This is a genomic window from Ruegeria sp. HKCCA5839 (genome assembly GCF_013035585.1).
Taxonomy (GTDB): Bacteria; Pseudomonadota; Alphaproteobacteria; order Rhodobacterales; family Rhodobacteraceae; genus Ruegeria.
In genome coordinates, this window is the sequence record NZ_WQIE01000015.1 from 21,297 (window position 1) to 40,571 (window position 19,275).

Consider the following 19,275-nt stretch of genomic DNA (forward strand, 5'->3'; position numbering starts at 1 on the left):
GAGGGTCTGACCGATGGCACGTGACAAGACTCGCGTTAAGCGCAAAGAGCGCAAGAACATCGCATCGGGCGTGGCCCATGTGAACTCGACCTTCAACAACACCAAGATCCTGATCTCGGACGTACAGGGCAACGCGATCTCGTGGTCGTCTGCTGGTACCATGGGCTTCAAAGGGTCGCGGAAATCGACACCTTACGCCGCTCAGATGGCTGCAGAAGACGCAGGCAAGAAGGCGCAGGAACATGGCGTCAAGACGCTGGAAGTCGAAGTTCAAGGCCCCGGTTCGGGTCGTGAATCGGCCCTGCGTGCGCTGGCTGCTGTTGGCTTCAACATCACGTCGATCCGTGACGTGACGCCGATTGCCCACAATGGCTGCCGCCCGCCGAAGCGCCGCCGCGTCTAAGCGATTTTGAATTGAGCTGGGGCCCGCGTTTTCGCACGGCCCCAGCACGTCATTTTAAACCTCGGGCGTCTGCACCTTGTTGGTCATGGGGCGCGGACAGGAATGGAGGGATTACATGATCCACAAGAATTGGGCAGAATTAATCAAGCCGACCCAGTTGGAAGGCAAGCCGGGCAACGACCCTGCGCGTCAGGCGACCTTGGTCGCTGAACCGCTGGAACGTGGCTTTGGTCTGACTTTGGGCAACGCGCTGCGCCGCGTTCTGATGAGCTCGCTGCAAGGTGCGGCCATCACCAGCGTTCAGATCGACAACGTGCTGCACGAGTTTTCAAGCGTTGCCGGTGTGCGTGAAGACGTCACCGACATCATCCTGAACCTCAAGCAGGTTGCCCTGCGCATGGAAGTCGAAGGCCCCAAGCGCCTGTCGATCAATGCCAAGGGTCCGGCGATTGTCACCGCCGGTGACATCAGCGAAAGCGCAGGCATCGAGGTTCTGAACCGCGATCACGTCATCTGCCACTTGGATGATGGTGCTGATCTGTTCATGGAACTGACCGTCAACACCGGCAAGGGGTATGTCTCGGCCGAGAAGAACAAGCCCGAAGACGCGCCCATCGGCCTGATCCCGATCGACGCGATCTATTCGCCGGTCAAAAAGGTTGCTTATGACGTTCAACCGACCCGTGAAGGTCAGGTTCTGGACTATGACAAGCTGACCCTGAAGATCGAAACCGATGGTTCGATCACGCCCGAAGATGCGCTGGCCTTTGCCGCTCGTATCCTGCAGGATCAGCTGTCGATCTTCGTCAACTTCGACGAGCCCGAAGCGGCTGGCCGCCAGGACGAAGATGATGGTCTGGAGTTCAACCCGCTGCTGCTGAAGAAAGTGGATGAGCTTGAACTGTCGGTTCGTTCTGCGAACTGCCTGAAGAACGACAACATCGTATACATTGGCGATCTGATCCAGAAGACCGAAGCCGAGATGCTGCGCACCCCGAACTTCGGCCGCAAGTCGCTGAACGAGATCAAGGAAGTGCTGTCCGGAATGGGTCTGCACCTCGGCATGGATGTCGAGGATTGGCCGCCTGACAACATCGAAGATCTGGCCAAGAAATTCGAAGACGCGTTCTAAACGCGTCTTCCCAAATGCCCGGGCTTGCCGGGGATCATATGGGCAGTTCCGCCCCAAGGAGAGCCGGTGACACGCATCGCCGGCCAGACAAAGCAAAACGCGAAAGAAGGAATTAGAAAATGCGTCACGCCCGTGGTTACCGCCGCCTGAACCGCACGCACGAGCACCGCAAAGCTCTGTTTGCAAACATGGCTGGCTCGCTCATTGAACATGAGCAGATCAAAACAACTCTGCCCAAGGCCAAAGAACTGCGCCCGATCGTTGAAAAGCTGATCACCCTGGGCAAACGCGGCGACCTGCACGCCCGTCGTCAGGCCGCATCGCAGCTGAAAGAAGACAAGGACGTCGCGAAGCTGTTCGAGGTTCTGGGCCCCCGCTATGCCGAGCGTCAGGGCGGTTATGTCCGTATCCTGAAAGCTGGCTTCCGTTATGGCGATATGGCTCCGATGGCGATCATCGAATTCGTGGACCGCGACCTGGATGCCAAAGGCGCCGCCGACAAGGCCCGTGTTGCCGCCGAAGAGGCTGCTGACGAATAAGACGGTTGGCTCCGCAAGTACGAAACCCGTCCGTCAGGGCGGGTTTTTTTGTCGAATGTGGTATGTGTATTGAGTTGATGCTGATCTGATTGCCCCTCAACCCTTTCATGGCTAATTTTCGCTGAAAACTTATCAAAGGGCTAAACCGAATGGGGTTCCGAATTTGCTATCTGGCGAGCAAGGCTCCTGCCGAGAAAATCGCAGACGTGCTGGAGGTGACAATTGCTGAAAGCGTGTCAGAGATACCCTATGGCGATTGGTGGTTGGCCACGTTGAAAAACAGCGGATGGACGATTTTCTGGTCGGAGAACGAGGAATTTCTTGGCGAAAAAGAAACAGGAATCTCGAGCCTTTCTCAGAACTTTGATACCTATGTTTGTCATGTAAATGAAACGGTGATGTGGTGTTCGGCTGAATTCTGGAGCAAAGGTAAGAAAATCTGGTGCGTTTCTCATCGAGGTGACGGAGACGACATATTTGACCTAACGACTGATGGTCCTCTTCCCGCGAATTTCGAGGAACTCAAAGACCACCACTTTGCCAATCAACATGAGGACGGTGAAGATGTTGATCATGTCTTCGAGATCCCGCTCGAATTGGCGGCAAGCGAAATCGATTTCAGGCACGACGCGTTTCTGGACCCCGAAGATGCTAGTCGCGTTTTCCGGGTAGCTGCACCGAAAAAGAAAGGCTTCTTATCGCGCATGTTCGGGGGATGACCTTCGTTTCCTATTGTGAGCTTGCAAGCCTATCATGGCGATAGCTTGCAAATTTTGTCAGCCTTTACATATGCTCTATTGTTGTCGACCGGAGGCGAAATGTTTCGCACTTTGCTAATTTGGCTGTTCCTTCTCCAAACCGTGCCGATCTGGGCTGAGACTCGCGTTCCGCAGTCACAAACGGAAATCAGTCTTGGCTTTGCCCCAGTGGTGAAACAGGCTGCTCCGGCCGTGGTAAATATCTATGCCAAGATCGTCCGGCAGGGGCGGGCCAATCCGCTGTTTGCGGATCCGTTCTTTCGCGACTTTTTCGGCGATGGCTTTGGCGCGCCGCAGCCGCGTGTGCAGAACTCACTGGGGTCCGGGGTGATCCTGTCTGACGATGGCTATGTGGTTTCCAACTATCACGTGGTCGGCGCGGCGACTGAGATACGCGTTGTGACCACAGATCGCCGAGAGTATTCGGCCGAGGTTGTCTTGGGGGACCGGGAAAGCGATATCGCAATTCTGCGACTAGCCGAGGCTGAAGACCTGCCGTTTCTGACCTTGCGCGATTCCGATCAGGTTGCGGTGGGCGAGCTTGCGCTTGCGATCGGCAACCCATTTGGCGTTGGGCAGACGGTTTCGTCGGGGATCATCTCGGGTCTGGCACGTACCGGGACGGCGACGGGCAATGCGCGTGGTTATTTCATCCAGACCGACGCGCCGATCAACCCGGGCAATTCGGGTGGGGCGTTGATCGATGTGAACGGAGATCTGATCGGGATCAATACATCGATCCTGACACGCTCGGGCGGCTCGAACGGGATCGGTTTTGCTATCCCGGCCAATCTGGTGGCCGAGTATCTGGATCAGGCCCGCGCCGGGAACGAGCGGTTCATCAGCCCTTGGGCAGGGATGGCAGGCCAGCACATGAGTGCGGATATCGCGGAGTCGCTTGGTCTGGCTGTGCCCGAAGGTGTTGTCATCTCGGATCTGCATGCGCTTAGCCCGCTGGCCGAGGCGGGTTTGTCCGTTGGGGATGTGATCACCCATGTGGACGGCAAAGAGGTCAATTCTCCCGCCGAGATGAAGTTCCGCATGTCCATCGCGGGCGTTGGCGGGACCTCGGTTCTGACCCGGCTGAAAGGTGCGGACCGACAAGAGATCGAAGTGGCCCTGATCCCCGCCCCTGAAACACCCGCGTCGGAGGAGACGACATTAGACGGTGGCACCGTTCTGCCGGGTTTGGTTGTGGCACGGGTCAATCCGGCGCTGATCACGCGTTTGGGCCTTTCACTGTCGCAAGAGGGCGTGGCCGTCATTGATCCCGGCTCATTCGGGGCGCGGGCAGGTTTGCGTCCCGGTGATGTGGTGAGCGCGATTAACGGAACGATTGTTGTGCGCCCGGTGGATGTGGTCGATGCGCTTACCAATCCCGGGCGGCGCGTTCAGATGGACATCCAGCGCGGCAATCGCGCGGTTTCCCTGAGGTTCCGATTGTAGAGCGATGAGCGATCTGTTCGACACTGGCGAAACGCCCCCGGCGGCAGACCCGCATCGCCCACTGGCCGACAGGTTGCGCCCGCAGACACTGGCTGAGGTGATCGGGCAGGAACAGGTCTTGGGCCCGGACGCGCCTTTAGGGGTGATGCTGGCCTCGGGCAGCCTCTCCAGCTTGATCTTCTGGGGCCCGCCCGGGGTGGGCAAGACGACTATCGCGCGCTTGCTGGCTCGCGAAACCGATCTGCATTTCGTGCAGATCAGCGCGATCTTTACCGGTGTGCCGGATCTGAAAAAGGTCTTTGAGGCCGCCAAAATCCGACGTCAGAACGGGCAGGGCACTTTGCTGTTCGTCGATGAAATCCACCGTTTCAACAAGGCGCAGCAGGACGGGTTTCTGCCGCATATGGAGGACGGCACCATCCTTCTGGTGGGCGCCACGACCGAGAACCCGTCTTTTGAGTTAAACGCCGCGGTTCTGAGCCGGGCGCAGGTGCTGGTTCTGGAACGGCTCAGCCTTGCGGATCTGGAACGCCTGACCCAGCGCGCCGAAACAGAACTGTCGCGCGAACTGCCGCTGACCGGCCCCGCACGCGAAGCATTGCAAGAGATGGCTGACGGAGATGGTCGTGCGCTTTTGAACCTGATCGAACAGGTCTCGGCTTGGACGGTCGAGGCACCCTTGGACCCTGATGCGCTGGCCACGCGACTGATGCGGCGCGCGGCGAAATACGACAAGTCAGGCGATGAGCATTACAATCTGATCTCGGCCTTGCATAAATCGGTACGGGGATCAGACCCGGACGCGGCGCTTTATTGGTTTGCGCGGATGCTGACAGGTGGTGAAGACCCGCGATACCTGGCGCGGCGGATCACGCGCATGGCCGTCGAGGATATCGGGCTAGCCGATCCTCAAGCCCAATCGCTTTGCCTGCACGCGTGGGAGACCTATGAGCGACTGGGCAGCCCCGAAGGCGAGCTGGCACTGGCGCAGGCGGTTGTCTATCTGGCTTTGGCGCCGAAATCTAACGGGGCCTATGTGGGCTATAAGGCGGCCATGCGTTTGGCCAAGCAATCGGGCAGCGCGCCGCCGCCGAAACATATCCTGAATGCACCGACATCTTTGATGAAAGATCAGGGATATGGGGCGGGCTATGCCTATGACCATGATGCCGAAGACGGGTTTTCCGGGCAGAACTACTTCCCCGAAGACATGGAGCGGCCCAGCCTGTACCAACCGGTTGAGCGCGGGTTCGAGCGTGAGTTGAAGAAGCGTTTGGACTATTTTTCCAAGCTCAGAACTCAACGCAATGGGTGAGTTGGCGGCCCGGATGCGTACTGCCTTGACTCTTCCGGTCCCGCGCGCGACAGACGCGGATGTTTTCAAAGGCAGCTAAAGGCTTGAACCGCGTGCGGATCGACTGCGCGGGTCAGAGGAAATCGACATGAGTGGCGTACAGATCATCACCGTGGCAGAGGGCGACGGCGACCAGCGGTTGGACCGGTGGCTGCGGCGTCTGTTTCCGCATGTGAGCCAGGGCCGCATCGAAAAGATGTGCCGTAAAGGCGAGCTGCGCGTCGATGGCGGGCGGGTCAAGGCTTCGACCCGGCTTGAGGTGGGGCAGGCGGTACGGGTGCCGCCCTTGCCGGACGCGGATCACAAACCGGCCGAGGTGCGGCGTCAGATTTCGGATGCGGATGCCAAGATGATCCAATCCTGCGTGATCTATCGCGATGACCACGTTCTGGCCTTGAACAAACCGCATGGGTTGCCGGTGCAGGGCGGCAGTGGTCAAACTCGTCATGTGGATAGCTTGTCCGAGGCCTTGCGTTTTGGCTATGACGAAAACCCGCGCCTTGTTCATCGGCTGGACAAAGACACATCGGGCGTCTTGCTGATGGCGCGCACGCGGGATGCGGCCAAAGGTCTGACGGCGGCTTTCCGTCACCGCAACACGCGCAAGATTTATTGGGCGTTGGTTGCCGGCGTGCCGACCCCTTATCTGGGTGAGATCAAAACCGGTCTGGTCAAGGCCTCAGGCCATGGTGCGCAGGGCGAAGGCGAAAAGATGATCGCCGTGCATCTGAACGATGTCGATCAGACCCAAGGTGCCAAGCGGGCGCATACGCTTTACGCCACGCTCTACCGTGTCGCTGGCCGTGCCGCCTGGGTCGCGATGGAGCCCATCACGGGCCGTACCCACCAGTTGCGGGCCCATATGGCCGCAATTGGGCATCCGATTATCGGCGATGGGAAATATGGTGGGTCAGGTCAGGAAAACCTGGGGGATGGCTGGGGTGCGCAACTGGGCGGAATCATCAGCAAAAAGCTGCATCTGCACGCGCGTCGCCTGTCTTTCGAACATCCGGTGACCCGCAAAGCCGTGACAATCACGGCCAGCCTGCCGCCGCATATGAAAGACAGCTGGGACACTTTGGGCTGGACCGAAGATCTGGCCGCAGATGATCCCTTTGAGTCGCTGCAATGAGCAACCCTTTGCGTTTGGTTCTATTCGATGTGGACGGCACTCTGGTCGATAGCCAGGGCAGTATCGTTTCGGCCATGACGGCCAGTTTCTCGGCTTTGTCGCTTGATGCGCCATCGCGTGATGCGATCTTGTCCATCGTTGGCTTGTCTCTGCCACAAGCGATGCAGAACTTGGCGCCGCAGCAATCAGAGGCTGCGCAGGTTCGGTTGGTTGAAGAATACAAGCAAGCGTACCACACTCAACGCTTGGCGAAGGGGGCGGCAAGCTCACCGCTTTATCCCGGAGCGCGCGACGTTCTGGAAGAGTTGCACGCACAGCCCGAGACATTGTTGGGTGTCGCGACCGGGAAATCGCAACGTGGGTTGGACGCGCTCGTCGAAGCGCACGGGTTGGAGCGGTTTTTCATCACCCGGCAGGTGGCGGATCACCACCCTTCCAAGCCGCACCCCTCCATGATCCAAACCGCCCTTTCAGAAACCGGTGTCGCGGAACGAAATGCCGTTATGATCGGGGACACGCGCTTTGATATGGATATGGCGGCAGCGGCTGGGATTGCTTCTATCGGTGTCAGTTGGGGGTATCACGACGTGTCCGCTCTGAACTCGGCCACAGCGGTAATAGACGACTTTGCGCAGCTTAGCCCTGCGTTGGCACAGCTTTGGGACAAGTAAGATGAGCGACTGGAAACCAAAACGCTTTTGGAAGCAAAGCGCCGTGGTCGAGGCCGAAGGTGGTTTCACTGTTGAGCTGGATGGGCGGCGGGTCAAGACGCCTGCCAAAGCGGGTTTGATCCTGCCGACCCAAGCCATGGCCAAAGCGGTTGCACTGGAATGGGATGCGCAGGAGAAAGAGATTGATCCGGTCACCATGCCTGTCACGCGATCCGCCAACGCAGCCATCGACAAGGTGACTCATCAACACGCAGAAGTCGCAGACATGTTGGCGGGCTATGGCGATTCGGATCTGCTTTGCTATCGTGCGACGCATCCGCAAGAGCTGCGCCACCGCCAGGCCTCACAATGGGACCCCGCGCTGGATTGGGCAGCCGAGGCTCTGGATGCGCGGCTTTCACCGGTTGACGGTGTTTTGCACCAACCTCAACCATCCGAGGCTGTTGCCCGGTTAACCCAACGTGTACATGCGTTTGACGCGTTCCAACTGGCCGCGTTTCATGATCTGGTCAGCCTGTCTGGCTCTTTGGTTTTGGGGTTCGCCACTGCGATGAACTGGCGAAGTCCCGATGCAATCTGGGAAATCTCGCGTCTGGACGAATTGTGGCAGATCGAGCAATGGGGTCATGATGAAGAGGCTGCGGCAGCGGCAGAAGTGAAGCGCGTTGCGTTTCTGCATGCAAAACACTTCTTTGATCTATCGAACTGATCCTTTGCGCTTAATTTTTCACTGCCAGAGTCGCCCGGTTGGGCTTTGATCCATCGATTTCACTGTTCCGGCACTTGACGTTTGTTGATGAATGCGCCCAAACTCAGGCCACTTAAGGGGAGACACCCGTTGGGTAACCTTTCCGGCAGGGGAGTGCCGGACAGAAACGTCCCTGCAGGGGATGGCAAATCAGGAAGAGGTAAAAATGAAAAAATCCGTAATCTTGGGCGCGGCGACAATTGCCGGTCTGGCTGCTGGTGCAGCTGCGGCGGGAACTGTTGACGACGTCAAAGCACGCGGCAAGCTGAACTGCGGTGTGACCACTGGTCTGGTCGGCTTTGCTTCGCCCGACGCGAATGGCGAATGGCAGGGCTTTGACGTATCGCTGTGCCGCGCGGTTGCAGCAGCCGTTTTGGGTGACGCAAGTGCAGTTGAATTTGTTCCGACCACCGGTAAAACTCGCTTTACCGCACTGGCCTCGGGCGAGATCGACATGCTGGCGCGTAACACCACATGGACATTCAGCCGCGACGTAGACCTCAAGTTCGAATTCGTTGGCGTGAACTACTACGACGGCCAGGGCTTTATGGTTCCCAAAGAGCTGGGCGTAAGCTCGGCCAAGGAACTGGACGGCGCAACCGTTTGTATCCAAACCGGTACCACCACCGAGCTGAACCTGGCCGATTTCTTCCGTGCCAACAACATTAGCTACGAGCCGGTTCCGATCGAAACCAACGCAGAAGCACAGCAGCAGTACCTGGCTGGCGCTTGTGACGTATACACCACAGACGCTTCGGGCCTGGCCGCGACTCGCGCCTCGTTCGAGAACCCTGGTGATCACGTTCTGCTGCCCGAAATCATCTCGAAAGAGCCTCTGGGCCCGCTGGTCCGCCACGGCGATCACGAGTGGGGTGATGTTGTCCGCTGGACTCTGAACGCGCTGATCTCGGCGGAAGAGCTGGGTGTCACCTCGGCTAATATCGACGAGATGGCCGCTGGTACGGACAACCCGGAAGTCAACCGCCTGCTGGGTACCGAAGGTACTCTGGGCGAGATGCTGGGTCTGGACGCTGACTGGGCCGCCCGCGCGATCAAAGTGGACGGTAACTATGGCGAAGTGTTCGCCAAGAACATCGGTGAAGAAACTCCGATCGGTCTGGCACGCGGGCTGAACGCCCAGTGGACCGAAGGTGGTCTGCTCTACTCGCCGCCGTTCCGCTAAAATTTCGACAGGAGAGGGCGCAGGGTAACCTGCGCCCTCTTTCATAACAAATGCTACGGGTCGCTCGAGAGCGAGGAAAACCTCGCCGGTTGAAACGCACCCGATAAGCACGGGGACTCCAAATCATGTCAACTATGACTGACCCACCGAAAGCTGACTTTCGGTTGTCTATGCTCATAAACGACACCCGCTATCGCTCTCTGACATTTCAGGTGATTGCGGCGATCGTTATCGCGCTGAGCATCTGGTATCTTGGCAACAACCTGATCCAGAACCTCCGGGCCGCTGGCCTGAACATTTCCTATTCATTTCTTGGCGACCCGTCTGGTTACGACATCAACCAGCGCCTGATTGAATATGATAGCCAAGCATCGCACGGGCGCGCGGCTGTTGTCGGCATTCTGAACACGTTGTTGGTGGCCTTTCTGGCCTGTATCACGGCAACCTTGTTTGGGGTGATCGCTGGTGTTCTGCGCTTGTCCAAAAACTGGCTCATCTCAAAACTGATGGCGTTTTATGTTGAGATCTTTCGGAACATTCCCGTTCTGATCTGGATCCTCATCATCTTCTTTATCATTACCGCTTCGATGCCTGCACCAAGGGCCTATTTGGGTGAGGATGCCGAGCGTGGAATGACACTCGGACTGTTTGCCTTTACCAACCGAGGAATATACGTACCGTTTCCTTACTTTACCGGTGGATTTGGCGGAATTGCGAACTGGTTGCTTGTGATTGGCGTCTTGGTCGCGTCCTATTTCTCGACGCGGGTTGTGAATAAAAACGCCCAAATAAAGCAAGAGAAAACGGGGATCAGACCGAATACGCTGCTGTTGAACGCTGCGATTTGGCTCGTACCGCTAATCGTTGTTCTATTCTTGTTAGGACTGTCATGGGACCTGCCTGATCCACTGGCCAACCGCTTCAATCTGCGTGGTGGTCTTCAAATCGGTGCACCCCTGATCGCGCTTTGGTTCGCTTTGTCGATCTATACAGGCGCGTTCATTGCGGAAAACGTGCGAGCTGGTATCCAGGCAATCTCGAAAGGTCAGACCGAGGCTGCGGCCGCGTTGGGCCTGCGCCAAGGTCGGATTATGAACCTTGTAATCCTGCCGCAAGCGCTAAGGGTCATCATCCCGCCGTTGATCTCGCAATATCTTAACATCACCAAGAACTCGTCGCTGGCGATTGCCGTGGGCTATGCCGACATCACCGCGACATTGGGTGGTATCACGCTGAACCAAACCGGTCGTGCGATCGAATGTGTTCTGCTGCTGATGCTGTTCTATCTGACAGCCTCGCTGCTGATCTCGATGGTGATGAATATCTACAACGCATCCGTCAAGTTGAAGGAGCGCTGAGCCATGGCCGATCAAACAACAAATCCGATCGCCTTTGTGGCCGAAGGCACTATCCCTCCGTCACCGCCCCCGGCAAATGAGGTCGGTGTGGTCAAGTGGATGCGCGAGAACTTGTTCTCGGGCGTCGGCAACACGATCCTGACAGTGATCTCGCTGATCCTGATCTACTTTGTTCTGAAGAACACATTGCCGTGGATTCTGAATGGGGTCTGGAATGCCAACTCGCTGGCGGAATGCCGCGAGATTCTGGCGGGCAAGACAGGGGCCTGTTTTGCGGTTCTAACCGAGCGTTGGCCGCAGTTGATCTATGGCTTCAAGTATCCAACTGACGCCTATTGGCGCCCAAACTTGGCCTTTGTGCTGATGTTGGTTGCCATTGCACCGGTCCTGTTCTTCGACCTGCCACGGAAACTGCTGATCATTACAGCGCTGTATCCCTTTGTGGCCTTCTGGCTGATCTGGGGTGGGACAATTCTTGTTCCGCTGGTCGCGCTGATCGGCTGCGTCGCTGCTGGTTTTGTCTTTCAGAAGCTGGGCAAGAACAGCTTTGCAGCGGGGTTCTTTGGCGCCATCATCGCGGCCTTGGTCGTCTGGAACCTTGGTGGAGCATTGATCCCCGAAGGCGCATCTGAGAACGCCGTGCTTTCCCCGGTGCCCAGCCGTGATTTGGGTGGCTTCATGTTGAACATGATGCTGGGTGTCACCTGTGTTTCGTTGTCGGTTCCGCTGGGCATCGCCCTCGCGCTGGGCCGTCAGTCCGACATGCCGTTGATCAAGTGGGTCTGTGTGATCTTCATCGAATTCATCCGGGGCGTGCCTTTGATCACGCTGTTGTTCGTGGCTTCGGTGATGCTGTCCTACTTCTTCCCGCCCGACAGCACGGTCGACCTGTTCCTGCGCGTTGTGATCATGATCACCATGTTCTCGGCCGCCTATATCGCTGAGGTGATCCGAGGCGGTCTGGCTGCGCTTCCGCGGGGTCAGTATGAGGCAGCAGACAGTCTTGGGCTTGATTACCCGCAGGCAATGCGTCTGATCATCCTGCCGCAAGCGTTGAAGATCTCGATCCCGGGTATCGTGAACGTGGCCGTTGGCCTGTTCAAGGATACCACACTGGTTTCGGTCATCTCGATGTTCGACCTGGTGGGCATGATCCGTGGACCCATCCTGGCGTCAACCGAATGGCAGGGCATCTATTGGGAGCTTTTTGGCTTCGCCGCGCTTCTGTTCTTCGTCGTCTGCTATGGCATCTCTCAATATTCACAGTGGCTCGAGCGTCGCCTTGCCACCGATCATCGTTAAGGAGTTCAACACATGTCTGAACTTGCAATAGAACGCGAAATCGACCGCTCCAAGATGCAGGTGAGCGACGAGGTCGCCATCGAAATCAACGGCATGAACAAGTGGTACGGATCGTTCCACGTGCTGCGGGATATCAATCTGACTGTAAACCGCGGTGAGCGGATCGTGATTGCGGGGCCGTCGGGGTCGGGCAAATCGACCCTGATCCGCTGCCTGAACGCGCTGGAAGAGCACCAGCAGGGCACCATCGTGGTGGACGGAACCGAGCTGTCGAATGACCTGAAAAACATCGACAAGATCCGGTCGGAAGTTGGCATGGTGTTCCAGCACTTCAACCTGTTCCCGCACCTGACCATTCTGGAAAACTGCACGCTGGCTCCGATCTGGGTGCGCAAGACGCCCAAGAAAGAGGCCGAAGAGCGCGCGATGCATTTCCTGGAAAAGGTGAAAATCCCGGATCAGGCGTTGAAGTATCCCGGCCAGCTTTCGGGTGGTCAGCAGCAGCGTGTGGCGATTGCCCGCTCGCTCTGCATGATGCCGCGGATCATGTTGTTCGATGAGCCGACCTCGGCGCTTGACCCCGAGATGATCAAAGAGGTGCTCGACACCATGATCGAACTGGCCGAGGAAGGCATGACCATGCTGTGTGTTACCCACGAGATGGGCTTTGCGCGCCAGGTTGCCAACCGCGTGATCTTTATGGATGCCGGTCAGATCGTGGAACAGAACGAACCTGAAGAGTTCTTCAACAATCCACAGAGCGAACGCACCAAGCTGTTCCTCAGCCAAATCCTGGGCCACTGATACAGGACGATCTCAGAGAAAAGGCGGGGTTTGGCCCCGCCTTTTTTCATTCCAGCAATTCGCGCGGGACGGCGAAATCCAGCACGGTACCGCTGTGCCAACTGATCTGCGTCCAGTCGGTTAGAGCAAAGCGGATCACTGTAGTGGCACCGGTTGGATAATCGTGGAACCTCGGATGTCTCGGCGCTTGGGCCACTATACGGCTGGCGAATTCTGAAATGCCGGGGTTATGGCCCAGCATCAGCACGGTGCCTCCGCTGGCGGTCGTCAGTTCGGCGAGCATATCCTCGGGTTCGGCCAGGTAAAGCGCGCGGGTGAACCGCTTGCTGATTGCCTGCAAGCCCATCCGATCCCATGTTTCGCGGGTACGGGTTGCAGAGGAGCTCAGCACCTCATCGGGCAGCCAGCCTTGCGCGCGCAGCCATGCGCCGATGGCTGGGGCCGATTTGCGCCCGCGCTTGTTCAAAGGGCGGTCATGGTCGTCCAGCAATGGGTCATCCCAGCTGGATTTAGCATGCCGTGTTAGGATCAGAACGCGGCTCATGAGGGGTGAAACGCCCGCATGTGGTGCGCGGATTGTTCGGGATCGCGCCCTGCGCCCCCGCTGAGCGGGCAGGAAAGGCGGGCGAGACATCCGCCGGTCATGCAGGTCTGGCCCTCAGGGGTGGATAAATGCGCATGGCAGGCCTCGACATCATAGAAGCTTTGGTCATTTAACGCACCGACCGGGCAGGCTTGGGTACATGGCGCAGGGCATGCGATACAGGGTGAACCTGCCGAGGCCGGCGGGATCGCAATCTCGTCCGCAAATTGCAGCGCTCCGCGGAATGAGATCATCATTCCAACCGTGTCGTGCACCAAAGCCCCGACCGGGCTGCTGAATGTCCTCCCGGATTTCAAAGCCCAATCTATGAAGGGCGCATAGGGGGGACCACCAAAGGGAAAATGCGCCTGAGCACCTAATTGCTGCGCCATCTGACCAATCACACGCAGCGACCACTGATCCACCGGGTCACGGCCTCGCCATTCCGGTGCAGCCTTCAGAACCGGCCAGAAGCCCGGCCCCGCACCCAAAAGAATCAAGGTCCCGCTGTCCAACTGCTTGGCGACTGTCACACGCGGGTGCAGCGCACCCATTACGATCAGGCCTGCCTGACGCGCGGTTTCTTCGACAATCTCATAGGTTATGGCAGAGGGGCGCTCGGTCATGTCTCCTCCGCTGTTCGCTCAATCGGGCCGGATCAGTGAGCCCGCACCGTGCTCGGTAAACAGTTCCAGCAGCACGGCATTGGGCGCGCGCCCATCCAGTATGACCACCGCCCGCACGCCGCTGTGCAGCGCATCCAGCGCGGTTTCGGTCTTGGGGATCATACCCCCTGCAATGGTGCCATCCATGGTCATCTCGCGGATCTGACCCGCTTTCAGCTCGGTCACAACTTCTCCACCCGCGTTCTTGACTCCGGACACATCTGTCAGCAACAGCAGGCGGTCGGCTTTCAGCGCCGAGGCGATTGCCCCCGCCGCCGTATCGCCATTGACGTTAAACGTCTCACCATTGCGACCTGCACCCAGAGGTGCGATCACCGGGATCATGTCATGCGAGAACAGGTCATGCAGGACCTTCGGGTTCATCTCAGAGGGTGCGCCGACAAAACCCAAAGACGGGTCCGCCTGATCACAGATCATCAGATTGGCGTCCTTGCCCGACAGGCCGACCGCCATGCCACCTTGATCGTTGATCGCTTGCACGATGCGCTTGTTCACGAGGCCGGACAGAACCATCTCGACCACCTCAACAGTGGACTTGTCAGTCACGCGTTTGCCGTTCACGAACTCGGACTGGATGTTCAACTGGTCCAGCATCGCGTTGATCATGGGCCCGCCGCCATGAACCACCACCGGGTTCACGCCGACCTGGCGCATCAGAACCACGTCACGGGCAAAGCTCTCCATCGCTTCATCGCTGCCCATTGCGTGGCCACCCAGCTTGATGACAACGATGGCGTCGTCATAGCGCTGCAAATACGGCAACGCGCTGTTCAGAGTTGCGGCAGTGGCGATCCAGTCCCGATTCATGTCTCGTGTCTTCATGGCTTGTCCCTTTGGCGCTCCCTGTTAGGACCTTTAGGCCGGGCTGCCAAGGGGCAAGCTATTCCAGATGTGCGATGATCGAACGCAGGGTGGGGATGCCATCCCCTTTTTCTGAAGAGGTCAAAACGATTTCAGGATAAGCCGCTGGGTGTTTGGACAGCGCGGCACGCACTTGATCCAGAACCTTCGCACGATCCTTTTCCTTGACCTTGTCGGCCTTGGTCATCACGCATTGAAAGGTGACGGCGCTGGTGTCCAACAGCTTCATGATCTCGTCGTCGACAGGTTTCACCCCATGGCGCGCATCAATCAAAACAAAGGCACGGCGTAGCGTCTGACGGCCACTGAGATACTGCTTGAGCAGCCGCTGCCACTTCTCAACCACCTTCACAGGCGCGTTGGCATAGCCATAGCCGGGAAGGTCCACCAGATAGAGCTCGGGGCCTTGGGTGAAAAAGTTGATCTCTTGCGTGCGGCCCGGCGTGTTCGACGCGCGCGCCAGCCCTTTGGTGCCCGTCAGCGCATTGATCAGACTGGATTTGCCCACGTTCGAGCGACCTGCAAAGCAAACCTCCAACCTGTCCGGAGCGGGCAAACCGGTCATCGCGACCACGCCTTTGACAAATTCCGACGGTCCCGCGAACAGTTTGCGCCCATGATCCAACGCAAGAGCGTCGGGATCTTCGGCCAGCGGAAAGGGGAGAGGGGTCATTCTATGTGCACTCCGTCACAAACGTGAACACGACACATGGTGCCCCAAACACGATCCCCGGGCATGGTTTGCCCGGGGGTCTTGCTGAGACGCTCATGGTCGGCGCGCCGCCTAAAGGTGGTGGCGGTGCTGCTCATTTATCCCCGGTTTTCGGGCTTCGCTTGAACCCGGATTTGATGTTGCCGAACACATCCGGTTTGTAACCCTGGCTGCGCATAATCAAATATTGCTGGGTAAATGTGATGGTGTTGTTCGCGATCCAGTAGACCACCAGACCACTGGCGAAACCGCCCAGCATGAACATGAAGACCCAAGGCATCCAGGCAAAGATCATCGCCTGAGTCGGATCGGTTGGTGCCGGGTTCAGCTTTTGCTGCAGCCACATCGAAATCCCCAGCAACAGCGGCAGGATCCCGATAAAGACCAGCGCCATCAGGCTTTCGGGCTGGGGCGCGGCCCAGGGCAACAGGCCGAAGAAGTTGAAGATCGACGTTGGGTCAGGTGCGCTGAGGTCTTGGAACGGGCCAAACCACGGGGCCTGGCGCAGTTCGATCGTGACAAAGATCACCTTATAGAGCGAGAAGAAGATCGGGATCTGCAGCAGGATTGGCAGACACCCGGCGGCGGGGTTCACCTTTTCCTTCTTATACAGCTCCATCATGCCCTGCTGCATCTTCTGGCGGTCGTCGCCAGCGGACTCCTTCAATGCCTCCATCTGAGGCTGAAGCTCTTTCATCTTCGCCATCGAGACATAGGATTTGAACGCCAACGGGAACAGGATCGCCTTGATGATCAAGGTCAGGCCAATGATCGACCAGCCCATATTGCCGATCAGCAGGTTGATATTGTGCAGCAGCCAGAAAATCGGCTTGGTCAGGAAGTAGAACCAACCCCAGTCGATGCTGTCGATGAATTTCTGCACGCCTTCAGCCTGGTATTCGCGGATAGCGTCCCATTCCTTGGCTCCGGCGAACAACCGTGTCGTCACCTCTTCGGTGGTGCCCGGTGCAACGGTCAGCGTCGGCAGCACGGTTTCGGTTTGATAGATCTTGCGGCGGGAATCGTATTTCGCTGCGGCCTTGAACGTGGCGCCTTCGGCCGGGATCAAGGTTGTCATCCAATAGTGATCGGTAAAGCCGACCCAGCCGCCTTCTTTGACCTGGTAAACTTCGGCCTGCGCGCGCTCATTGGGGTCGATGTCGAAATCGCGGACATCACCATAGTCGATCTCATCCAGAACCCCGTCAGCCATGACCATGACGCCTTCATGCAGGATGAAGAAGTTCTTGAGGCCGGGCAGATCGCCATCTTCGCCAATGCCGTGGCGCGCCAGAATGCCGTAGGGGGCCATGCCTACCTCGGCTTCGGTGGCGTTTTCGACCGATTGCGTGACCGAGAACATATAGTTTTCGTCTACCGAGATGGTGCGGCGGAAGGTCAGGCCATTGCCGTTGGCCCAGACAAGCGTGATCGGGCTGTCGACACCCAGAGCGTCGCCCTGTTCCAGCGTCCAGAGCGTGTTGGGGCCTGGTACATCTGTGCCTGTCAGACCCGCGCCCGGGGCCCAGCCGTAAAGCGCGTAATAGGCCGAGTCAGAGCCGACCGGAGACAGCAGCTCAACGATTGGTGCACCCTCTTCGATCGAGACCTTGTAGTCTTTCAGAAACAGCTCATCGATGCGTCCACCGGACAGCGAAAGGCTGCCTTTCAAACGCGGCGTGTCAATTTCGACGCGGGGGGCCTGCTCTTCTGGCAGTGTTTCTTCCGGCGCGGCTGTGGCCTCGGCCACGGTGTCGCTTGCGCTGGGCGTTTGAACCCCGGTGTCGTCAACGGCGCTGATTTCCGTTTGCTCGGTCGTCGTTGCCGGTTCCGGTGGAGGGAACAGAACGAACCACACGAGGATCACCAGAAAGCTGAGCGCGGTTGCGAGGATGAGATTCTTATTCTGTTCGTCCATCTGGGACAGCCACCTTGAGCAGTGAAAGACACCGGAGGGTTCAACAGAGTGCAGCCCCAAAGGTCAAGTGGAATCGGCCCATATTTGCATGGAAGGTTGGATCTGTCAGACGGATTTTCCGGCTCAGCCGGTTTTCCGTCCGATTTTTGGCGCGTCTTTCATGCGCGCCCGATGGTTTTTGATCCAATCCAGGGTCTTTTCGATCGGCATCGGTTTGCCGATGCCAAAGCCCTGGACATGATCACTGCCCAATTGCGCCATCAGAGCATGTTCGCCCGGGGTTTCGACACCTTCGGCCAGTGTTTCAAGGTTCAGACGCTCTGCCATGGTCAGGATGGCACTGACCAATTGTTGCTGGCCGGGGTCCTGGTCAACCTTGGCGACAAAAGATCGGTCAATTTTGATACGGGACACATCAAAGCGTTTGATGGATGCGATGGACGCATGACCGGTGCCAAAGTCACCAAGATCGATACAGCACCCCAAGTTGGCCATACTGGTTACATTGCGTGTAATGACGTCATCGGGCCGCCGCGAGAACACGGTTTCCAGCACTTCGACCACCAGCCTGTCGGGTGTCAGGTCGAATTGGTCCAGTTCCCATTTCAGCCGATCAACCAGACCAGGGTCACGCAATTCATCGGACGAGAAGTTTACAGCGACGCGGGGTACAACAAAACCGGCCTGCGCCCAGGTTTGCATGGCTGCAAAGGCATGGTGGCGCATGACCTGCCCCAGCCGCTCCATCAGTGCAGCTTGCTCGGCAAAGGGCAGAAATACTTGCGGACCCATAATGCCCTTTTCTGGGTGTTCCCACCGGGCCAGCGCTTCGAATCCTGAAATATCTCCGGTTTCTGTGGAAACCTGAGGCTGAAACCACGGGCGGATCTGTCCGTTGTCAAGCGCAGCTTCGAATTCCTTGCGCAGATTGGCCCGCACCAGAGAGCGTCGACGCGTATCCGCAGAATAGGCTCTAATGGTCGAAGGCCCGTTGCGCTGCGCCTCGCTCAACGCAGCATTGGCAGCCTCAACCCATGCCTCTGCTTCGCCGTCGAACAGAGTGGTGTCGAGACAAAACCCGATGGAACACGACAAATAAACGCTTGCCCCGTTGATCAATACCGGCTCTTCGATTGTGCTTTGGATGCGCCCGGACATCTGGATACAGGCCTCAAGATCCAGATGTGGCGAAGGCTGCAGCCCGATAAGAAACTTGTTCTGCTGGACCTGCGTGACAAAATCCTGATTGCGAATGACCGAGTGGATGCGGTCGCCAAACTGTAGCGAGACAAAATCTGCTGCTGTCTGGCCGTGTAGATCCAAAATGTCCTCGTAACCGTCCAGCGCCACAGCGATGCACGCCGCCGAATGCCCGGTCTTGCGCGTTGCTTCGTGAAGCGCCTGCAACTCTTGAAAGAAGACATCATTCGTCACTGCACCACTGGGTTTTGCACCTTTTGCGGTCGTGGTGATGGAGTGTTCTTTCAAAGACCCAAACGCAACAAAAACGCATGGAGCACCCAATGCGACCAGCAGCAGCGCCATTTCACCGCCAAGCCAGAAAGCTGCCAGGCAGATCGCCGGAACAAAGGCCAGCGCAGGTGGCCCTGTCATAACAGCGCGCAGCGTTTCAACTAGACGTTCAACAGGAACTCGTTTCGGCATTCTTCTCTCGGCCTTCGTCT

Annotated in this window: 19 protein-coding genes; 13 read left to right on the forward strand and 6 right to left on the reverse strand. The window is 57.8% G+C overall.

Annotated elements, in window-relative coordinates; translation table 11 throughout:
* Window positions 1-13 precede the first annotated feature (13 nt).
* The 13 genes from rpsK (at window position 14) to GOV38_RS21535 (ending at window position 12,830) form a co-directional block, all read left to right on the forward strand.
* A complete protein-coding gene (gene rpsK, locus GOV38_RS21475) occupies window positions 14-403 on the forward strand; it encodes a 30S ribosomal protein S11 (protein ID WP_008757289.1) in 390 nt (129 codons plus the stop codon).
* Between the two features lie 115 nt (window positions 404-518).
* Entirely contained in the window at window positions 519-1,535 is a 1,017-nt protein-coding gene (locus GOV38_RS21480; protein WP_171102885.1) for a DNA-directed RNA polymerase subunit alpha, read from the forward strand.
* Window positions 1,536-1,654: 119 nt separating this feature from the next.
* Complete coding sequence (rplQ, locus tag GOV38_RS21485) at window positions 1,655-2,074, forward strand: 50S ribosomal protein L17 (RefSeq protein ID WP_171208786.1); 420 nt, start codon at window positions 1,655-1,657, stop codon at window positions 2,072-2,074.
* 149 nt (window positions 2,075-2,223) lie between these two features.
* Window positions 2,224-2,793: a hypothetical protein gene (locus GOV38_RS21490; RefSeq protein WP_171208785.1), complete on the forward strand. Its 570-nt coding sequence runs from the start codon at window positions 2,224-2,226 to the stop codon at window positions 2,791-2,793.
* A 99-nt stretch (window positions 2,794-2,892) separates the two neighbouring features.
* Window positions 2,893-4,278 carry a trypsin-like peptidase domain-containing protein gene (locus GOV38_RS21495; RefSeq protein ID WP_171208784.1) on the forward strand — a complete coding sequence of 462 codons (1,386 nt, stop codon included), beginning with the start codon at window positions 2,893-2,895 and terminating at the stop codon, window positions 4,276-4,278.
* A gap of 4 nt (window positions 4,279-4,282) precedes the next feature.
* Complete coding sequence (locus GOV38_RS21500) at window positions 4,283-5,593, forward strand: replication-associated recombination protein A (protein ID WP_171208783.1); 1,311 nt, start codon at window positions 4,283-4,285, stop codon at window positions 5,591-5,593.
* A gap of 127 nt (window positions 5,594-5,720) precedes the next feature.
* Window positions 5,721-6,764: an RluA family pseudouridine synthase gene (locus GOV38_RS21505; protein ID WP_171208782.1), complete on the forward strand. Its 1,044-nt coding sequence runs from the start codon at window positions 5,721-5,723 to the stop codon at window positions 6,762-6,764.
* The gene (locus GOV38_RS21510) at window positions 6,761-7,435 is read left to right on the forward strand and encodes an HAD-IA family hydrolase (protein ID WP_171208781.1); all 675 of its coding nucleotides are present in this window, start codon (window positions 6,761-6,763) and stop codon (window positions 7,433-7,435) included. Before GOV38_RS21505 ends, GOV38_RS21510 begins: the two co-directional genes overlap by 4 nt.
* 1 nt (window position 7,436) lies before the next feature.
* Complete coding sequence (locus tag GOV38_RS21515; RefSeq protein WP_171208780.1) at window positions 7,437-8,144, forward strand: ATP12 family chaperone protein; 708 nt, start codon at window positions 7,437-7,439, stop codon at window positions 8,142-8,144.
* 205 nt (window positions 8,145-8,349) lie between these two features.
* Window positions 8,350-9,366, forward strand: a complete 1,017-nt coding sequence (locus GOV38_RS21520; protein WP_171102895.1) for an amino acid ABC transporter substrate-binding protein — start codon at window positions 8,350-8,352, stop codon at window positions 9,364-9,366.
* Window positions 9,367-9,491: 125 nt separating this feature from the next.
* Window positions 9,492-10,724 carry an amino acid ABC transporter permease gene (locus GOV38_RS21525; protein ID WP_171208779.1) on the forward strand — a complete coding sequence of 411 codons (1,233 nt, stop codon included), beginning with the start codon at window positions 9,492-9,494 and terminating at the stop codon, window positions 10,722-10,724.
* 3 nt (window positions 10,725-10,727) lie between these two features.
* Window positions 10,728-12,026: an amino acid ABC transporter permease gene (locus tag GOV38_RS21530; RefSeq protein ID WP_171208778.1), complete on the forward strand. Its 1,299-nt coding sequence runs from the start codon at window positions 10,728-10,730 to the stop codon at window positions 12,024-12,026.
* A 12-nt stretch (window positions 12,027-12,038) separates the two neighbouring features.
* Window positions 12,039-12,830 carry an amino acid ABC transporter ATP-binding protein gene (locus tag GOV38_RS21535; RefSeq protein WP_305848767.1) on the forward strand — a complete coding sequence of 264 codons (792 nt, stop codon included), beginning with the start codon at window positions 12,039-12,041 and terminating at the stop codon, window positions 12,828-12,830.
* Between the two features lie 46 nt (window positions 12,831-12,876).
* On the opposite strand, the gene GOV38_RS21540 is transcribed toward GOV38_RS21535, so the two are convergent.
* The 6 genes from GOV38_RS21540 to GOV38_RS21565 all read right to left on the reverse strand — a co-directional run bounded on the left by GOV38_RS21540 (window position 12,877) and on the right by GOV38_RS21565 (window position 19,255).
* A complete protein-coding gene (locus tag GOV38_RS21540; RefSeq protein ID WP_171208777.1) occupies window positions 12,877-13,374 on the reverse strand; it encodes a histidine phosphatase family protein in 498 nt (165 codons plus the stop codon).
* Window positions 13,371-14,039 (reverse strand): ferredoxin, encoded by a 669-nt coding sequence (locus GOV38_RS21545; protein ID WP_171208776.1) that lies wholly within the window; start codon window positions 14,037-14,039, stop codon window positions 13,371-13,373. The genes GOV38_RS21540 and GOV38_RS21545 overlap by 4 nt, the downstream gene beginning before the upstream one ends.
* Before the next feature lie 18 nt (window positions 14,040-14,057).
* Window positions 14,058-14,921, reverse strand: coding sequence for an acetylglutamate kinase (argB, locus tag GOV38_RS21550; RefSeq protein ID WP_171208775.1), 864 nt, complete (start codon window positions 14,919-14,921; stop codon window positions 14,058-14,060).
* Between the two features lie 58 nt (window positions 14,922-14,979).
* Entirely contained in the window at window positions 14,980-15,633 is a 654-nt protein-coding gene (gene yihA / locus GOV38_RS21555) for a ribosome biogenesis GTP-binding protein YihA/YsxC (RefSeq protein ID WP_171208774.1), read from the reverse strand.
* A 133-nt stretch (window positions 15,634-15,766) separates the two neighbouring features.
* Window positions 15,767-17,590 (reverse strand): membrane protein insertase YidC, encoded by a 1,824-nt coding sequence (gene yidC, locus GOV38_RS21560; RefSeq protein WP_171102909.1) that lies wholly within the window; start codon window positions 17,588-17,590, stop codon window positions 15,767-15,769.
* A gap of 123 nt (window positions 17,591-17,713) precedes the next feature.
* Window positions 17,714-19,255 carry a bifunctional diguanylate cyclase/phosphodiesterase gene (locus GOV38_RS21565; RefSeq protein WP_171208773.1) on the reverse strand — a complete coding sequence of 514 codons (1,542 nt, stop codon included), beginning with the start codon at window positions 19,253-19,255 and terminating at the stop codon, window positions 17,714-17,716.
* Window positions 19,256-19,275 lie beyond the last annotated feature (20 nt).